The sequence below is a fragment of the Pseudomonas deceptionensis genome (assembly GCF_900106095.1).
Taxonomy (GTDB): domain Bacteria; phylum Pseudomonadota; class Gammaproteobacteria; order Pseudomonadales; family Pseudomonadaceae; genus Aquipseudomonas; species Aquipseudomonas deceptionensis.
The window spans coordinates 5,051,362-5,066,623 of the sequence record NZ_FNUD01000002.1; the positions used below are offsets into that span (position 1 = coordinate 5,051,362).

Consider the following 15,262-nt stretch of genomic DNA (forward strand, 5'->3'; position numbering starts at 1 on the left):
GCTCGCGAAGGTCATTCGCGAGCAGGCTCGCTCCCACCGTTGAAGTCCGAGATCGCAGGCTGTCCACACACAGCCCCGCTTATTAGCTACCCGCCACCATCATGCGTTCAATCAGCACCGAGCCGGTTCGGATGTTGCTGCGCAGTTCCAGGTCGTTGCCCACGGCCACGATCTGCTTGAACATGTCGCGCATGTTGCCGGCAATGGTCACTTCCTGAACCGGGAATTGAATCTCGCCATTCTCGACCCAGAAACCGGCCGCGCCACGGGAATAGTCGCCCGTAACCATGTTCAGGCCACTGCCCATCAGTTCAGTGACGAACAGGCCGCGGCCCATGCGGCGAATCAGCGCCGCCTGATCTTCATCACCGTGGGTCACAAACAGGTTGTGTACGCCGCCTGCGTTGGCTGTGCTCGGCATACCCAGCTTGCGGCCGGAATAGGTGCTGAGGATGTAGGACACCAACTCGCCGTCCTTGATGAACGGTTTGGCGTAAGTGGCCAGGCCATCGTTATCAAACGACGAGCTGCCCATGGCGCGCATCAGGTGCGGACGCTCATCCAGGGTCAGCCACTCTGGGAAGATCTGCTGGCCCATTGCATCCAGCAGGAAAGAAGACTTGCGATACAGGTTGCCACCCGAGATCGCGCCCAGGAAGCTGCCAAACAGACCACCGGCCAACTCGGCCGAAAACAGCACCGGCACTTCGCAGGTTGGCACCGGACGCGAGCCCAGGCGGCGAGCGGCGCGCTCGGCGGCGCGCTGGCCGATGGTTGCAGCGTCCATCAACAATTCGCCCTGGCAGTTGACGTCATACCAGTAGTCGCGCTGCATCTGGCCGTCGCCTTCGGCAATCATCACGCAACTGAGGCTGTGACGGGTCGAAGCCGAGCCGCCAATGAAGCCGTTGCTGTTGCCGTACACACGGCAACCCTGATGGGTGCTCAAGGTCGTGCCATCGGCATTTTTGATCCGGCTGTCTGCCTCGAACGCCGCCGCTTCACACGCCAGCGCCTTTTCGATGGCCTGCTCGGGGGTAATGTCCCAGGTGTGGAACACGTCGAAGTCTTGCAGGTCACGGGCCATCAGGCTGGCATCCGCCAGACCCGAGCTCTCGTCTTCGGAAGTGTGCTTGGCAATCGCCAAGGCTGCCGCGACGGTTTCGCGGATGGCATCAGGGCCGGTGGCCGAGGTGCTGGCCGAGCCTTTTCGCTGACCTACGTAGAGGGTGATCCCAAAACCTTGATCGCGGTTGAACTCAACGGTTTCGACTTCACGCTGGCGCACCGAGGTCGACAACCCCTGCTCCAGCGACACGGCCACCTCGCAGGCGCTGGCGCCCTGGCGCCTGGCTTCGGCGATGATGTGTTCGACCTGCTCCTGCAGTGCCGGCAAGGCCTGCGGGCCGACGCTTTGTACTGCACTCATGGTTTTCTCCACTCAAATTCTGTTTTCGGCAGGGCCGCCGAGCGACCGGGCCGGACAAGCGGCCCCCGACTGGTTATCATGGCGGCGTTTCTTTGCGGACTGCCACCATGGTTGATTCTTACGACGACGCCTTCGACGGCGAAAAAAGCAAATCGCAGGTCAAACGCGAGCTTCATGCTCTGGTTGATCTGGGCGAGCGTCTCACGACACTCAAGCCTGACTTGCTGAACAAAATGCCCCTGACTGACGCAATGCGAAAGGCTCTGGCAGATGCTCCAAAACACACGGCCAATATTGCGCGCAAGCGCCATATGATGTTCATCGGCAAACTGATGCGCGATCAACCGCTTGACGAAATTCTTGCTTTGATCGATCAAGTCGATGCCTCTTCTCGCCAGTACAACGAACGTTTCCACAACCTCGAGCGCTGGCGTGATCGCCTGATCGAAGGTGATGACGCTGTACTGGAAAAGTTTGTCGCCGAGTTCCCTGACGCCGATCGCCAGCAAATGCGTTCGGTCATACGTCAGGCCAAACACGAGCTGGCTCAGAACAAGGCACCGGCCTCAAGCCGCAAATTGTTCAAGTACATCCGTGGGTTGGACGAGACTCAACGCGGTCTGCGTTAAGCCTCGTAGCCAGGAAGGTTGCCTTGCAGCCTTCCCGGCAACTTCCATCAACCGCCCGTACCGCCTACTGTAATCGCGTCAATCTTCAAGGTTGGCTGCCCAACGCCTACCGGCACCGACTGCCCATCCTTGCCACACGTGCCCACGCCGCTGTCCAGCGACAGGTCGTTACCGACCATCGATACCTTGCTCATCGCTTCCGGCCCGTTGCCAATCAGGGTCGCGCCTTTGACTGGGCGAGTGATTTTGCCGTCTTCGATCAAATACGCTTCGCTGGTGGAGAACACAAACTTGCCGCTGGTGATATCCACCTGACCACCGCCCAGATTGGCGCAGTAGATGCCCTTTTTCACCGAGGCAATAATTTCGGCCGGATCGCTTTCACCGCCCAACATGTAAGTGTTGGTCATGCGCGGCATCGGCAGATGCGCGTACGACTCGCGACGGCCGTTGCCGGTGCGGGCCACGCCCATCAGGCGGGCGTTGAGCTTGTCTTGCATGTAGCCCTTGAGCACGCCGTTTTCGATCAGCGTGGTGCACTCGGTCGGGGTGCCTTCGTCATCCACGCTGAGCGAGCCACGACGGCCGGCCAGTGTGCCGTCATCGACGATGGTGCACAGCTTGGAGGCAACCATTTCACCCATGCGCCCGCTGTAGGCTGAACTGCCCTTGCGGTTGAAGTCGCCTTCCAGGCCGTGGCCCACGGCTTCGTGCAGCAACACACCGGACCAACCGGAACCCAGAACCACAGGGAAGGTGCCCGCCGGTGCCGGCACGGCTTCAAGGTTGACCAGCGCCTGACGCAGCGCCTCACGGGCATACCCCATGGCGCGGTCTTCAGCGAGGAAATAACGGTAGTCGGTACGACCGCCGCCGCCATGCCCGCCGCGCTCGCGACGGCCATTCTGCTCGACGATGACGCTGACATTGAAGCGCACCAAAGGCCGCACATCGGCCGCCAGGCCACCGTCAGTGGATGCCACCAGGATCCGTTCCCAGACCCCGGCCATGCTCACGGTCACCTGCTGAATACGCGGGTCGAGCGCACGGGTCGCAGCGTCGACGCGCTTGAGCAGCTCGACTTTTTCGGCGCGGCTGATGACTTCCAGCGGGTTGTCCGAGCCGTACAGCTGAGCCACGTCCTGGGTGGTGAACGCCTGCACCGTACCGTTTTGCCCGGCGCGGGAGATGGAGCGCGCAGCCCGTGCCGCCAGGCCCAGCGCTTCCAGGGTAATTGCATTGCTGTAAGCAAAGCCGGTCTTCTCGCCAGACTGAGCGCGTACGCCTACGCCTTGATCGAGATTGAAACTGCCTTCTTTGACGATGCCGTCTTCCAGTGCCCAGGACTCGGAAATCTGGCCCTGAAAGTACAGGTCCGCAGCATCAATGCCCGGCCCGGCGAGGTCGCCCAGTACCGATTGCAGGCTTTCGATGGTGACACCGCCCGGTGCCAACAGGTGTTCGCTGACTGAGGTCAACAACTCGCTCATATTCACTCCGTCTTGGCCCCTGCTTCAGCATCTTTGAGTGCTGAATACACGGACCTGAAAATTAGTCCTGCCTGGATCTGTGGGAGCAGGTAAACCCGCTCCAACCTAAATCAAATGGGTGTTGAACCGTCGATGGTTCACCACCGGCATGCGCGCCCTGATATCAGCTTGTTCGCCAGCATCGCGGCGGGCCAGTAATACGCCCTCGCCTTGCGCCTGCTCGGCAAGCACCCGCCCCCAGGGGTCGATAATGGCAGCATGCCCGTAGGTCTCGCGCGGGCCCGGATGAACGCCACCCTGGGCCGCTGCAAGCACGTAGCACTGGGTTTCAATGGCACGGGCACGGATCAGAATGTCCCAATGCGCAGCTCCGGTTACGGCAGTGAATGCCGACGGCGCAGTAATCAGTTCAGCGCCAGCGGCTCGAAGCTCACTGTACAACTCCGGGAAGCGCAGGTCATAACAGACGGTCAGGCCCAACTTGCCAACCGGGGTATCCACTACCACCACGCGTTTACCATGAGCATAGTCATCGGACTCACGATAGCGGCCACGATTGTCTGACACATCCACGTCGAATAAATGCAGTTTGTCGTAACGGGCCACTGGCTCGCCGTCGGCGTTGATCAGCAGCGAGCAGGCATTAACCTTGCCCTCAGGCCGACCCTCGGGTGGCAGGGGTAAAGTCCCTGCAACTACCCATAAGTTGAGGTCGCGAGCGGTCTGTTTCAACCATGGCAGGATTGGACCTTCGCCCAATGCCTCGGCGCGGCCGATATCGGCAATATCGCGACGGCCCATGGCCGCGAAATTTTCGGGTAACACGGCCAGTTGCGCACCACCGCGTGCAGCCTCCTCCAGCAGGCGCCGAGCCTGATCCAGGTTGGCCGGAATATCGCTCTGGCTGACCATTTGAATCACTGCGAGTGACATGGCGCGCTCCTAGTTTTTCTCAAAAGGCTTGTCGAAGGTGATCTTCGGGTCGTTCCAGGGGCCTTGAATGCTGTATTGCACGCTGGCAAAACGGGATACCTGGTCACCGATCAGCTTGTTGAGCAAAAACATCGCCCCGCCTGCCGCCGGCCCACCCACCAACAACGCGGCAAGGGGCAGGTTGTTGGTCACCGGCAAGGTCACCAGCAGCTTGGCGTTGACCTGGTCCGAAATCATGTTCAACGTGCCGTTCAGCTCAAGGTTGGTGGACGGCCCGGTCATCAGGATCGGCTTGCTCGTGCTGTATACGCCACTGCTGGCATTGAGCACGCCCTTGACCCGGTCATAGCTCAGCCCCTTGCCGAACAGATCCGAGAAGTCCAGGCGCAAACGCCGGCCAATGGCATTGAAGTTCAGCAGGCCAAAAATGCGCAGCACCTGGGCGCTGCCATCGACCTCCACAAACTGACCTTTATTGAACGAGGAGTCCAGAGTGCCGGAGAATCGCTTGAGGCCGATCCAGGCTGGAGAGCCCGGCCAGTTACCATCAATGTCCACGTGGAAGTTCTGGCTGGTCACGCTGGGGGCAAAGCCCCAGTTCTTCAGTACATCGGCCAGATTACCGCCACCCAGGCGGCCCTGATACCAGCTCTTGCTGTTGCCCGCGACGCCTTCCCAGCCACCCGAGCCTTCGAGCAGCATGCCCTTGAGCCCCAGATTCAAACTGCTCAGGGTGATGCCCCGGCTGGTGGGTCGCACTTTGAGTGACCAGGCGCCGAGCAGGTCCGGCCCTTGATAGAGCTGGCGAATGGTGACGTCCAGCGCAGGGATTTTACGCGGATCAACCGCGGCCAATGGGTCCGGCGCATTTTCGTCGGCCACGACCTTGGGGTCGGGCGCGGGCAGTCGAATGCTTTGCATCGTGACCACAATCGGAGCGTTTTTGGCATCCGGCAAGGTCACCGCACCGATAGCCTGCTTGCTGTCGATTTGCAGCGCCCAGGCGGCCGCGTGGCGCTTCATGATCAAGCGAACCTGATCCAGCTGGGTGCCGAAGGCAATCAACTTACCGACTTTGAAATCGGCACTGTTGAGCATTTGCTTGGCACTGCCACCCGGGTCATTACCGGCATAACGCTCGACCAGCGCCTGCCACGGGGCAACGTCCAGCTCCGAGAGTACGCCACGGATACGCAAGCCCTTGCTGGCCGGCAGTACGGGGTCACCATCGCCAAGGAACAGCTCGCCGCGCCCGTCTTCGAATTTGCCGTCAGGGGCCGCGAAGGTCAGGTTGGCCAGGTCGCCGTAGTCAAACCAGTAACGCCGCTCAGCCCCTTGCAGGGTCATGCGGAACACACTGGCGCGGCTCTCATTGGCCGCCAGGCCAAAGGGCGCGGGCAGGTCAACCACCGCGCCCTTGAGGCTGGAGCTGACCCGCAGCTGACTGTCAGCGCCGTCCAGGGTGAGCTGAAGTTGATAAGGCAGATCCCCCGTCACCGGGATCGGCTGGTTGAACTTGAGCCAGTCCGTAAGCTTTTTAACCCCGACCTGACCGCTGGCCACGACGCGGGTGCTTATCCGACCGGGCTTGCCGTCGGCAAAAATCTGCGCGGTGACCGGGCGATCAAATACTCGGGCACTGATGCCCTTGCCACTCAGGCCCTTGGCGCTGTCAAAGCGGAAATCGCCCTTGAGCTGGGTCAGTTCCAGCTCGGGATCGCTGAGTTTGAGGCGCGCCTTGTCGGTATTGAAGTCCACCAGGATTTTCGGCTCTTCGCCCTTTTCCAGCGGAATATTGAGATCGACGCGGCCCTTGAGCGAACCCTCACCCTGCCAGCCGGCAAAGGTTTGGGCGGTGCCAATCGGCGCTTCCTGAAGGATTTTCAGGCCATCACCCAGCCCGCCATCGAAGTCGCCGTCCAGATACAGGTGACTGACCTTGCCGCTGGGCACATGGGGGATGCTGACGGAGACGTTGCGCACTTGGGTGTCGAGCAACTGCCCCTTGCTGGCCATGATCCGCACACCGCTGTCTTCAATAAACACATCGCCCGAGACGTTGCGCACATGGGGCCAGCCGGGCTGGAACGCCAGTTCGGCGCCATGCACTTTGAAGAACAGGCTGATATTGCGCGCCGCCGCAACGGCGTCGTGGCTCAACGAGCCCTGGTACTGGAAAAAGCCCTCGTCTACCGCGCCCTTGATGATCGCCGTGCTCAACCATTCGGTCAGTGCCGGGCTCAATACTTCTGGCAAGTACTTGGGGGTGAAGCGACCGTCGCCATCAGTCAGGCCGACCCGCAGGTCCATGTAGTCTTCCTGAGAATGGTCGAGGTTAATACGGATCAGGAAGTCAGCCGCGATCTTGCCCTCTTCGCCCAGCACTTTGATGTACGGCGCAATCAGGGTGAAGGTGTCTTTATTCAGGGTCCAGGTCAGCAAGGCATTGGCTTGCAGGTACTGCCAGGGCTTGGCGAAGATCGGGTCCAGGTGCAGCATGAAATCCTTGCTGTCCAGACGCAGTTCACCCTTGCCCAGGTCGCCGCTGATCAGGCCGCTGACATTGCGCACAGCCGGCGCACCGTGGGTGGCATTGAAGCCGACCTGCTCCAGATTGGCCGCGAAGCTGAGTTTTTGATCATCCGTTGCGTAGGGCCGGTAATCGGCCAGAACATTGCGCAGCGTACCCGTGACCTTGAGCTGGTCGACGACCTTGGCCAGGCCCTCAGGCCAGGGCGCCAGCGAATCGAGCAACGGAGTGATCGGGGTCAGATTCAGGCGGTCGGCCTGCAAGTGCCAGCGCTCCTGCTCCTTGTCGGTGGCCGCGAACTGCTGCAGTTGCATGCGGGTTTCCCAGCGGGTCTTGCCCAGATTCATTGCCAATGAATCGAGTACCACAGTGAAACCCTGTTTGCCCCGCTCAGCCCAGGCATGCAGGGCCAGGTTCTCGATGGTTTCGGGTTTGCGGTCGGCGTAGGAACCCTTCAGTTTTGGCGCATTCAAGCGCGCTACCGCGCTCTGTACCGAGCCTTGGCCCCAGTTGAACCAGAGCTCGCCGCCCGCCTTCAGTTCGGAGGCTTTCCAGGGCGCAATCAGCGTGGCGGGCAGCCATTTGGCCCAATCGCTTTGCGGCAGGCTCACGTAGGCCTGAGCCGCGCCGTCACGCCAGTGACTGGCCTGGACCCGGGTTTTCAGGCTCAGCGCTACTGGCTGGCCATCAGGCAAGGTCAGTCGCGCATCCAGACGCTGGTCGGAGGGACCAACGTCGAGCGTAAGCCCCACATAGGTAAAGGTCAGCGGCGCTTGCTTGTACGGTTCGAGGGTCACCTGGCTGTCGAGCACAGACAACCGCGCCACGCGTTGCAGTTGATTGAGCAGCTGTTCAGGGTCCAGTGGCTGGTCGTCCTGAACCGGCAGCCCTTCAAGGGTCCAGTGGCCGTGCTCGTCCTGACGCAAGCTCAGTTGCAGGCCATTGAGCTGTATGCGGGCGATGTGGATATCGCGGTTCAGCAGGCTGGCCCACACATCGGGCACCACCTGCACTTCATCAAGGCGCAGGGCGCTGTTGCCTTCGCCGATCATCACGTCGTGGGCCAGCAACACCGGCGCCATGCCACTCCAGCGCCCTTCCAGGCTGCCAATGGTCAAGGGCATGCCCAAAGCTTCGCGGGCCTTGCTCTGGACCTCTACACGGTATTCAGCAACCAGGGGCGTGAGTTCGCGACCCAGGCTGACGTACAACGCCGTCAGCACCAACACAAGGGCACACAGCCCCAGGCCCCAGCGGGTCAGCGCGGCAAAAAAGCGTGTCAGACGCTCCATGTCAGGTGGCCCCTTCAGTAATGATCGAAGGGGCTGAGTGCAGCCCCTTTTTAACGCTATACGGCGCCTGCGACTTCAGAGCAGCACCACGTCGTATTGTTCCTGGGAATACATGGTTTCGACCTGAAAACGAATCGTGCGCCCGATAAACCCTTCCAGCTCCGCGACGTTGCCCGACTCTTCGTCCAGCAAGCGATCGACCACTTTCTGGTTGGCCAGTACCCGATAACCGGTGGCCTGATAAGCCCGGGCCTCGCGCAGGATTTCACGGAAGATTTCATAGCAGATGGTTTCGGGGGTTTTCAACTTGCCCCGCCCCTGGCAGCACACGCACGGCTCGCACAGCACCTGTTCCAGGCTCTCGCGGGTACGTTTGCGGGTCATCTGCACCAGGCCCAACTCGGTGATTCCGATGATGTTGGTTTTGGCGTGATCGCGCTCAAGCTGTTTTTCGAGCGTGCGAATGACCTGGCGCTGATGCTCTTCATCTTCCATGTCGATGAAGTCGATGATGATGATCCCGCCCAAGTTGCGCAGGCGCAGTTGCCGGGCAATGGCGGTGGCCGCTTCGAGGTTGGTCTTGAAAATGGTTTCTTCAAGATTGCGATGGCCCACAAATGCGCCGGTATTGACGTCGATGGTGGTCATGGCTTCTGCCGGGTCCACCACCAGGTATCCGCCGGACTTGAGTGGCACTTTTCGGTCTAGTGCTTTCTGGATCTCGTCTTCTACGCCGTACAAATCAAAAATCGGTCGCTCGCCCGGGTAATGCTCAAGGCGGTCGGCAATTTCTGGCATCAGTTCGGCCACAAACTGCGTGGTTCTCTGAAAGGTTTCGCGCGAATCAATGCGGATTTTCTCGATCTTGGGGCTGACCAGATCGCGCAGTGTGCGCAGTGCCAGGCCCAGGTCTTCATAGATCACGGTCGGCGCGCCAACGGTTTTGATCTGAGCCCCGATCTGGTCCCACAAACGACGCAGGTAACGGATATCCATCAGGATTTCATCCGCGCCGGCACCTTCGGCCGCCGTGCGCAGGATAAAACCACCGGCTTCCTGGATGCCTTCCAGGGCCACACAATCACTGACCACCTTTTTAAGACGCTCACGCTCGGCTTCGTCTTCGATCTTCAGCGAAATGCCAACATGGGCAGTGCGCGGCATGTACACCAGATAGCGCGAAGGAATAGACAGTTGAGTCGTCAGACGTGCGCCCTTGGACGCAATCGGGTCCTTGGTGACTTGCACCACCAGGCTCTGGCCTTCGTGCACCAGCGCACTGATGCTTTCAACGGCCTGGCCTTCGCGCAGGGAAATCTCGGAGGCATGAATAAAAGCAGCGCGATCCAGGCCGATATCGACAAAGGCGGCCTGCATGCCGGGCAAAACCCTGACAATTTTGCCTTTGTAGATGTTGCCCACAATGCCCCGGCGCTGGGTACGTTCGACATGCACCTCTTGCAGAACACCGTTCTCTACCACCGCCACGCGCGATTCCATCGGCGTGATGTTGATCAGGATCTCTTCACTCATGGCTGGGTCTCGTTCAGGCGTCATCACATTAGTGCCACGTCTCGTAGGTGCGGTATTCAGCGCACGGTAAGGTTTTGCCAACAGGGTATGCCGAAATGCCCCAGCAGTTCTGCGGTTTCGCACACAGGCAAGCCCACAACGGCGGAATAACTACCATTAAGGCCTGCAACAAACACCGCTGCCAACCCCTGAATGGCATAGCCACCGGCTTTGTCCCGGGGTTCACCGCTGGCCCAGTACAGGCTGGCTTCTTGTGTGCTGATGTTGCGAAAGCGCACCCGGCTGCTGACCACACGGGTCTCGCAGCGCCCGGCGTCAACAAGTGCGATGGCGGTCAACACCTCGTGCTCTCGGCCAGACAGCGCCATGAGCATAGCCAAGGCGTCAGCCTCGTCGACCGGTTTGCCTAGAATACGTTCATCGAGCACAACGGCCGTGTCGGCCCCCAGCACGCAATGGGTACTGCCAGACAATGCGCCGAGCAACTGTTGACGTCCGGCCAGGGCCTTCTCGCGCGCCAGGCGCTCGACATAGGCCACCGGGGACTCATTCGGGAGGGGAGTTTCGTCAATGGCGGCACTGACCGTTTGGAACGGCACGCCGATTTGAGTCAGTAACTCGCGCCGACGTGGTGAGCCAGAGGCCAGATAAAGCGAAGTCATCGAGACATCTCCCTGTCAAAGTGCACAAACCAGGAAATGGCTCGCGATCCGGTTAATTGATTTTAAAGCGTCTGCACAACCCGCGAAGCCCATAGCTGATCCAGGGCCACAACAGAGCGCTGACCAACGCGGGTAGCACCAGCGCCAGAGTCGGCTGTCGGTTCCCGGTCAAGGCACTGAGCCACAACTGGGCAAGCTGAGCCAGACCGAAAATCACCAGCAGCACCAGGCATTGCTGCCACATCGGGAACACCCTCAGACGCTGCTGAAGCGACAGTACCAGGAAGGTGATAAGGGTCAGTGTCAGGGCGTTCTGCCCCAGCAACGTGCCGTACAGCACGTCTTCGGCCAGCCCCAGGCAAAACGCTGTAACCATACCCACTTTGTGCGGCATGTATAAGGCCCAAAAAGCCAATAACAGAGCCAGCCAAAGCGGACGCAGAATTTCCATGAACTGCGGCATCGGTGAGATGCTGAGCAACATGCCTATGGCAAACGTCAGCCAGATAAGCCAGCTGTTACTCGAACGCGTACTCGCCATTATTGCCTCTCCCGAGTAGTGGCCGGCACAGCGGCTGGCGGCCTGGCGGCCGCGGGGGTTGCAACTGGCGCAGGTTTTTTCACAGCCTTGGGATCAGTGACTGCCGGGGCAGGAACCACGACGGGCGCAACAACCGGAGCAGGAGCGACCGGTTTGGGCACAGTTGCCGGGATAATCGGCGGTGCTTCACCGTTCTGCTCGGCCTCCTGGGCCTTGGCCGCATCGTTGGCCCGCTCTTCCGGGGTTCTGCTATCGCTGAACACCAGCAGCAGGTAGCGACTGCGATTCAATGCCGCCGTGGGAACCGCACGCACAATGGCAAACGGCTGACCCGAGTCGTGAATCACTTCCTTGACGGTCGCCACCGGATAACCGGCCGGGAAGCGTTGCCCCAGGCCCGAGCTGACCAGCAAGTCACCCACTTTGATATCCGCAGTGTCGGCCACATGGCGCAGTTCCAGACGCTCGGGGTTACCCGTACCGCTGGCAATCGCACGCAGGCCGTTACGGTTTACCTGCACCGGAATGCTGTGGGTGGTATCGGTGAGCAACAGTACACGGGAGGTGTAGGGCATCAACTCAACCACCTGCCCCATCAGCCCGCGTGCGTCGAGCACTGGCTGACCCAGCACCACACCGTCGCGCTCACCCTTGTTGATGATGATGCGATGGGTAAAGGGGTTGGGGTCCATGCCGATCAGCTCGGCCACTTCGACCTTTTCGTTGACCAGCGCAGAAGAGTTCAGCAACTCGCGCAGGCGAACGTTCTGCTCGGTCAAGGCGGCCAGCTTTTGCATGCGGCCTTGAAGCAGAAGGTTTTCAGTTTTGAGTTTCTCGTTTTCAGCCACAAGCTCGGTACGGCTGCCGAACTGACTGGCCACGCCCTGCCACAATCGCTGCGGCAAATCGGTGATCCAGTAGGACTGCATCAGCACCAGCGACATTTGACTGCGCACAGGCTTGAGCAACGTGAAGCGAGCGTCCACTACCATCAGCGTGACGGATAGCACGACCAGCACCAGAAAGCGCACGCCCAATGACGGGCCTTTGGAAAAGAGCGGTTTAATAGGCCGCTCCTCCCGGGCAAGTGTTCAATTTATTCATACGGCTTCAAGCGGCCTGGATGAAGATTGACAGAAGATAAACGCCAAAAGGCAGCACTGCAAAGTGCTACCTTCTGGTGATAACCAAAGGACTGCACCACGCGATCTTATTCGCTGGAGAGCAGGTCCATTGTGTGTTTATCCATCATTTCCAGCGCACGGCCACCGCCACGCGCAACGCAGGTCAGCGGGTCTTCGGCAACAATCACCGGCAGACCGGTTTCCTGAGCCAGCAACTTGTCGAGGTCACGCAGCAAGGCGCCACCACCGGTCAGTACCAGACCACGCTCGGCGATGTCCGAAGCCAGCTCTGGCGGAGACTGCTCCAGCGCGCTTTTCACAGCCTGAACGATGGTTGCCAGCGACTCTTGCAGAGCCTCAAGCACTTCATTGGAGTTCAGGGTGAAGGCACGTGGGACACCTTCTGCCAGGTTACGGCCGCGTACGTCGACTTCACGTACTTCGCCACCCGGGAAGGCAGTACCGATTTCGGTCTTGATGCGCTCAGCCGTCGATTCACCAATCAGGCTGCCGTAGTTACGACGCACATAAGTGATGATCGCTTCGTCGAAGCGGTCGCCGCCAACCCGTACGGATTCGGCATAAACCACACCGTTCAGGGAGATCAGCGCGATTTCAGTGGTACCACCACCAATATCGACAACCATCGAGCCGCGAGCTTCTTCAACCGGCAAGCCGGCACCGATGGCAGCAGCCATTGGTTCTTCGATCAGGAACACTTCACGGGCGCCCGCGCCGAGTGCCGATTCACGAATGGCACGACGCTCTACCTGAGTCGACTTGCAAGGCACGCAAATCAGTACTCGTGGGCTAGGTTGCAGGAAGCTGTTTTCATGCACCTTGTTGATGAAGTACTGCAGCATTTTTTCGCAAACGCTGAAATCGGCGATAACACCGTCTTTCATCGGACGAATGGCAGCAATGTTGCCCGGTGTACGGCCAAGCATGCGCTTGGCCTCGGTGCCAACGGCAACGACACTTTTCTGGTTACCGTGTGTCCGAATAGCCACAACCGATGGCTCATTCAGGACGATACCGCGCTCACGCACGTAAATAAGGGTGTTGGCAGTGCCCAGGTCGATGGAAAGATCGCTGGAAAACATGCCACGCAGTTTCTTGAACATGGGAAAGGGACCCTAGGCAACGCGTGGGTAAAAAAGTGCGACAAACTCTAACAACGACAGGGATTTTGGGCAAGGCACCAATATGTTAAATTGACAGCTTTTGAGAGCACCAAGCCCCACAATCGCGGCCATATGACCGTAGAAATGCGGTAGTGTTCCGTCAATCTAACACACGGATAGCATCCGTCCTGTTTTCCACTGGAGAATCCCATGGCGCTAGACCGCTCCGATGTGGAAAAAATCGCTCATTTGGCCCGCCTTGGTCTCAATGATGCCGATATTCCACGCACCACCGAAGCCCTTAACAGCATTTTGGGGCTGATTGATCAGATGCAGGCTGTCGACACCACAGGCATCGAGCCTATGGCCCACCCTCTGGAGGCCAGCCAGCGCTTGCGTGCAGACGTCGTGACTGAAAGCAATCATCGCGAGGCTTATCAGTCCATCGCTCCAGCGGTCGAAAACGGCCTCTATCTGGTTCCGAAAGTCATCGAGTAAAGGGAAAGAGCCTGCATGCATCAATTGACTCTGGCCGAGATCGCCCGCGGACTCGCCGATAAAAAGTTTTCTTCCGAAGAGCTGACCAAGACCCTGCTGGCGCGTATCGCCCAGCTCGATCCTCAGCTCAACAGCTTCATCACTCTCACCGAAGACCTTGCTCTAGAGCAGGCCAAGGCTGCCGACGCACGTCGCGCCAACGGTGAAACCGGCGCCCTGCTGGGCGCACCGATCGGGCACAAGGACCTGTTCTGCACCCTGGGCGTACGCACCAGCTGCGGCTCCAAAATGCTCGACAACTTCAAGGCGCCATACGACGCCACTGTAGTTGCCAAGCTGGCTGCTGCAGGCGCCGTGACCCTGGGCAAGACCAACATGGACGAGTTCGCCATGGGCTCGGCCAACGAATCGAGCTACTACGGTGCGGTCAAAAACCCGTGGAACCTCGAGCACGTTCCGGGCGGTTCTTCGGGCGGTTCGGCAGCGGCAGTCGCCGCTCGTCTGTTACCTGCGGCGACAGGCACCGACACTGGCGGATCTATCCGACAGCCGGCAGCCCTGACCAACCTCACCGGTCTGAAACCGACATACGGTCGCGTTTCGCGCTGGGGCATGATCGCTTACGCCTCCAGTCTCGATCAGGGCGGCCCATTGGCTCGCACTGCCGAAGACTGCGCCATCCTGCTGCAAGGCATGGCCGGCTTCGACCCGCAAGACTCCACCAGCATCGATGAACCCGTACCTGACTTCAGCGCCAACCTTAATGGTTCGCTGCAAGGCCTGCGGATCGGCGTGCCGAAAGAGTTCTTCAGCGAAGGTCTCGACGCGCGCATTGCAGAGCTGGTTCACAACAGCATCAAGGTGCTTGAAAAGCTCGGCGCCGTGATCAAGCCCATCAGCCTGCCGAACATGCAGCACGCCATTCCGGCGTACTACGTAATCGCCCCGGCTGAAGCTTCGTCCAACCTGTCGCGTTTTGACGGCGTGCGCTTCGGCCATCGCTGCGAAGACCCGAAAGACCTCACCGACCTGTACAAGCGCTCGCGCGCCGAGGGCTTTGGCCCGGAAGTACAGCGCCGCATTCTGGTCGGTGCCTACGCCCTGTCGGCGGGTTACTACGACGCTTACTACCTGCAAGCGCAAAAAATCCGTCGCCTGATCAAAAATGACTTCATGACCGCATTCAATGAAGTCGACATCATCCTCGGCCCAACCACGCCTAACCCGGCCTGGAAAATCGGCGCTAAAAACAGCGACCCGGTTTCAGCCTATCTGGAAGACGTCTACACCATTACCGCCAACCTTGCGGGCCTGCCGGGCCTGTCGATGCCAGCCGGTTTTGTCGATGGCTTGCCAGTAGGCGTGCAGTTGCTTGCGCCTTACTTCCAGGAAGGCCGCCTGCTCAACGTCGCTCACCAGTATCAGCTCAACACTGACTGGCACACGCGCTCACCTGCCGGCTTCTGAGGAGAAACAT

Annotated in this window: 12 protein-coding genes; 3 read left to right on the forward strand and 9 right to left on the reverse strand. The window is 59.8% G+C overall.

Features of this window, described 5'->3' with window-relative positions:
- Window positions 1–82 precede the first annotated feature (82 nt).
- Window positions 83–1,429 (reverse strand): metalloprotease PmbA, encoded by a 1,347-nt coding sequence (pmbA, locus tag BLW11_RS23390; RefSeq protein ID WP_048360090.1) that lies wholly within the window; start codon window positions 1,427–1,429, stop codon window positions 83–85.
- Window positions 1,430–1,536: 107 nt separating this feature from the next.
- Between pmbA and yjgA the strand changes: the two genes are divergently transcribed.
- A complete protein-coding gene (gene yjgA, locus BLW11_RS23395; protein WP_048360091.1) occupies window positions 1,537–2,058 on the forward strand; it encodes a ribosome biogenesis factor YjgA in 522 nt (173 codons plus the stop codon).
- 47 nt (window positions 2,059–2,105) lie between these two features.
- Here yjgA and tldD read toward each other — a convergent pair whose 3' ends face one another.
- From tldD to mreB, 8 genes are all read right to left on the reverse strand, one after another.
- Window positions 2,106–3,548, reverse strand: a complete 1,443-nt coding sequence (gene tldD, locus BLW11_RS23400; RefSeq protein ID WP_048360092.1) for a metalloprotease TldD — start codon at window positions 3,546–3,548, stop codon at window positions 2,106–2,108.
- 105 nt (window positions 3,549–3,653) lie between these two features.
- A complete protein-coding gene (locus BLW11_RS23405) occupies window positions 3,654–4,481 on the reverse strand; it encodes a carbon-nitrogen hydrolase family protein (RefSeq protein WP_048360093.1) in 828 nt (275 codons plus the stop codon).
- A gap of 9 nt (window positions 4,482–4,490) precedes the next feature.
- On the reverse strand, window positions 4,491–8,303 hold the full coding sequence (locus tag BLW11_RS23410) for a YhdP family protein (protein WP_048360094.1): 3,813 nt from the start codon (window positions 8,301–8,303) through the stop codon (window positions 4,491–4,493).
- A 75-nt stretch (window positions 8,304–8,378) separates the two neighbouring features.
- On the reverse strand, window positions 8,379–9,836 hold the full coding sequence (gene rng, locus BLW11_RS23415) for a ribonuclease G (RefSeq protein WP_048360095.1): 1,458 nt from the start codon (window positions 9,834–9,836) through the stop codon (window positions 8,379–8,381).
- Window positions 9,837–9,892: 56 nt separating this feature from the next.
- Window positions 9,893–10,498 (reverse strand): Maf family protein, encoded by a 606-nt coding sequence (locus tag BLW11_RS23420; RefSeq protein ID WP_048360096.1) that lies wholly within the window; start codon window positions 10,496–10,498, stop codon window positions 9,893–9,895.
- Between the two features lie 52 nt (window positions 10,499–10,550).
- Complete coding sequence (gene mreD, locus BLW11_RS23425) at window positions 10,551–11,039, reverse strand: rod shape-determining protein MreD (protein ID WP_048360097.1); 489 nt, start codon at window positions 11,037–11,039, stop codon at window positions 10,551–10,553.
- On the reverse strand, window positions 11,039–12,106 hold the full coding sequence (mreC, locus tag BLW11_RS23430; RefSeq protein ID WP_074836904.1) for a rod shape-determining protein MreC: 1,068 nt from the start codon (window positions 12,104–12,106) through the stop codon (window positions 11,039–11,041). The genes mreD and mreC overlap by 1 nt, the downstream gene beginning before the upstream one ends.
- 143 nt (window positions 12,107–12,249) lie before the next feature.
- Window positions 12,250–13,287, reverse strand: a complete 1,038-nt coding sequence (mreB, locus tag BLW11_RS23435) for a rod shape-determining protein MreB (RefSeq protein ID WP_003439856.1) — start codon at window positions 13,285–13,287, stop codon at window positions 12,250–12,252.
- 210 nt (window positions 13,288–13,497) lie between these two features.
- On the opposite strand from mreB, the gene gatC reads away from it, so the two are divergent.
- Window positions 13,498–13,785: an Asp-tRNA(Asn)/Glu-tRNA(Gln) amidotransferase subunit GatC gene (gene gatC / locus BLW11_RS23440; protein ID WP_019825066.1), complete on the forward strand. Its 288-nt coding sequence runs from the start codon at window positions 13,498–13,500 to the stop codon at window positions 13,783–13,785.
- Window positions 13,786–13,800: 15 nt separating this feature from the next.
- Window positions 13,801–15,252 (forward strand): Asp-tRNA(Asn)/Glu-tRNA(Gln) amidotransferase subunit GatA, encoded by a 1,452-nt coding sequence (gene gatA / locus BLW11_RS23445; RefSeq protein WP_048360099.1) that lies wholly within the window; start codon window positions 13,801–13,803, stop codon window positions 15,250–15,252.
- Window positions 15,253–15,262: the final 10 nt, after the last annotated feature.